We start from the raw sequence: 2,941 nt of genomic DNA, 5'->3' as shown, positions 1-2,941 counted from the left end.
GGCAGGAACCGTGATGATCGAGCCTACCGAAAGCGAAAGTTTGGCGGAACTCGACCGATTTTGTGAAGCCCTATTATCCATTCGGGAGGAAATCGATACCGCATCCGCTGACGAGCCGAACAATGTTTTGAAAAATTCGCCGCATACCTTAGAGATGCTGACCAGCGATACATGGGATTTTCCATATAGCCGACAAAAGGCCGCATTCCCCTTGCCCTACATTTCCGAAAATAAGTTTTGGCCAGCGGTACGGCGGGTCGATGATGCGTATGGAGACCGTAATTTAATTTGTACCTGCGCCCCTATCGAGGCTTATGCCGAAGCGGAGTAATTCTATCCAAAGCAATGAATATAGGCCTTCCCGGATTTTCGGAAGGGTTGTTTTATGGGTTCATGACGTATAGATGGTATCCTGACTATCGTATAATTGATTATGTCATTAACCTGCTTCGGTTGACTTTGAAGTATCTTGTAAGCCTACAAATCGAATTATCATCCCCATATGACAATCGGAATTACAGGAACAGGAAGCTATATTCCTCCTATGGTCATCGCCAACCAAGACTTTGAAACCGCTGAATTTTTGAATTCCGACGGTTCCCCTTTCAAACAGAAGAATCCACTGATCATCGAAAAATTCCAAGCGATTACCGGAATTGGCGAAAGACGCTACGTAGAAGATACCCTGAACACCTCGGACATCGGCTTTTTGGCGGCGGAAAAAGCTATCGCCAACGCGGACATCGATAAGGAGGATCTGGATTATATCATCTTCGCCCATAATTTCGGGGATGTTAGCCATGGGCAGTCCCAAAGCGACACCTTACCAAGTCTGGCTACGCGGGTCAAACATCATTTGCGAATTAAAAATCCGAAATGTGTGGCCTATGATCTGCTATTCGGTTGCCCCGGATGGATCGAAGGCGTCATACAGGCCCATGCCTTTATCAAAAGCGGTATTGCCCAGAAATGTTTGGTCATCGGAGCCGAAACCCTATCAAGAATCGTAGACCCCTACGATCGCGATTCCATGATCTATTCCGATGGTGCAGGTGCTACCGTCATCGAGGCCAAAGAAGGTGTGGGACGTATTCTTGCTCACGAAAGTGCCACCTACACCTATGAGGAGGCCTATTTTTTATTCTACGGGAAATCCTATAATGCAACGAAAGACACGACGAAATACATTAAAATGTACGGGCGGAAAATCTATGAATTCGCAATTACCTATGTGCCCCAGGCCATGGCATCCTGTCTGGAAAAAAGCGGGGTCGGTATAGATTCCGTTAAGAAGATTTTTATCCATCAGGCCAACGAAAAAATGGATGGAGCCATCGTAAAACGTTTTTATGGCCTGTATAATAAGGAAATGCCGCAGGGTATTATGCCCATGAATATCGGTGAACTGGGCAATAGTTCCGTGGCGACCATTCCTACCTTGTTCGATATGGTGCGCAACGGAAAACTCAAAGACCAGCAGGTGAAAAAAGGAGATGTGGTTATCTTTGCCAGCGTAGGCGCGGGCATGAACGTCAATGCCATGGTCTATAGTATTTGAGATGTACGATTGGCTACTGGAAAAATCAGGGTTTTGTAAATTGGCACTTACATGAAGTACTATGTAATAATCCCTGCACACAACGAAGAAGGCTTCTTGGCCGATACGTTGAACTCCGTTTTAAGGCAGACGGTACAACCGAAAAAAGTAGTGGTGGTCAACGATAACTCCACCGACGGTACCGAAGCGATTATCGATACCTTTTTGGCATTGAGTCCCATTTTCGAAAAACTGAATACTACATCCTCCCCCGAACATCTGCCCGGTAGCAAGGTGATTAACGCTTTCAACAAAGGATTGGCCTTACTTGACGATAATTTCGATGTGTTGGTCAAATTGGATGCAGACCTCGTACTTCCCGACAACTATTTCGAGAAAATCACCTACATCTTTAAAGGCCACCCCAACGCGGGCATTGCCGGAGGTTTCATTTATGAAAAGGATGCCAGGGAGCAGTGGAAACTAAACCATCCGATGGACAAAAACCACGTACGCGGTGCCTTTAAAGCCTACTCCAAGGCCTGTTTCAAGGCTATTGGCGGACTAAGAAGTGCCATGGGCTGGGATACTGTCGACGAACTATTGGCGCGGTTCCATGCGTACGAAATCTTTACCGACGAAACCTTGGAAGTAAAACATCTTCGACCTACAGGTAAATCCTATGACCAAAAGGCAAAATTGCTGCAGGGAAAAGCCATGTATGGCATGCGTTATGGCATTTGGATTACCGCCATTGCTTCCCTTAAAATGGCATTAAAAAACCGCAAGCCAAAGGCATTTGTGGATAATATGTACGGCTATAAGGAAGCCCAAAAGGAAGAATCATCCTTTTTGGTCACTGAAGAAGAAGGGGAGTTTATTAGGAAATTGCGGTGGGGGAACATAAGGCGGAAGCTTTTTTGAGCGTGGTGAAAACTGTTTCTTGGAAAATTAACTAAAAAATTCTGTTGTCGTTCCTGTGTAGCAGGAAAAATAACTGGCTATAGCAATCAAAAACGTCCACTCAAAAAGCGGACGTTCTTAGTTTTCGAAGGATTTTCTACTTAAATCCCCAATTCCTTTTTGACATCTACCAAGAGGTCTTTGCCCTTTGCAACGATGAGTCCGCCGCCAGCTTGGGCGTCGATTACGTAATCGAAGCCTTGTGCGGTCGCTACTTTCTCAATGGCCGCTTTGGCCTTATCGGAAATAGGGGCAAAAAGTTCTTGCTGTTTTTTCTGCAATTCCCTTTGAGCAGTTTGTTGGGCATCGCCGATAGTCTTTTGCGCACCTTGAAGCTCTTCCGCTCTTTTTTGGTTTTCTTCGGGTGTCTTTGCGGCAGCCTCGTTTTCGTACAAGGTATACTTGTTCTTCAGCTCGGTCATCGAGCCTTCGATATCGGCG

The 2,941-nt window shown here is 45.8% G+C and carries 3 protein-coding genes and 1 pseudogene; 3 read left to right on the top strand and 1 reads right to left on the bottom strand.

What is annotated here, in order from left to right; genetic code table 11:
• The 3 genes and pseudogenes from ACEW8S_RS14795 to ACEW8S_RS14785 form a co-directional block, all read left to right on the top strand.
• Positions 1 to 331, top strand: a pseudogene (locus tag ACEW8S_RS14795) (glycine dehydrogenase (aminomethyl-transferring)); the annotation flags it as partial.
• Between the two features lie 171 nt (positions 332 to 502).
• On the top strand, positions 503 to 1,558 hold the full coding sequence (locus ACEW8S_RS14790) for a 3-oxoacyl-ACP synthase III family protein (protein ID WP_373518903.1): 1,056 nt from the start codon (positions 503 to 505) through the stop codon (positions 1,556 to 1,558).
• Positions 1,559 to 1,609: 51 nt separating this feature from the next.
• Positions 1,610 to 2,461 (top strand): glycosyltransferase family 2 protein, encoded by an 852-nt coding sequence (locus tag ACEW8S_RS14785; protein WP_373518902.1) that lies wholly within the window; start codon positions 1,610 to 1,612, stop codon positions 2,459 to 2,461.
• A 140-nt stretch (positions 2,462 to 2,601) separates the two neighbouring features.
• Here the strand turns inward: ACEW8S_RS14785 and ACEW8S_RS14780 are convergent.
• Positions 2,602 to 2,941: OmpH family outer membrane protein (locus tag ACEW8S_RS14780; RefSeq protein ID WP_373518901.1), on the bottom strand; the 340-nt coding region annotated here is incomplete at its 5' end.

Origin of the sequence: Pricia sp., from assembly GCF_041745955.1 — a bacterium.
GTDB lineage: Bacteria > Bacteroidota > Bacteroidia > Flavobacteriales > Flavobacteriaceae > Pricia.
Note: the sequence above shows the minus strand (reverse complement) of the source record. Positions and strands in the feature narration are given on the sequence as shown.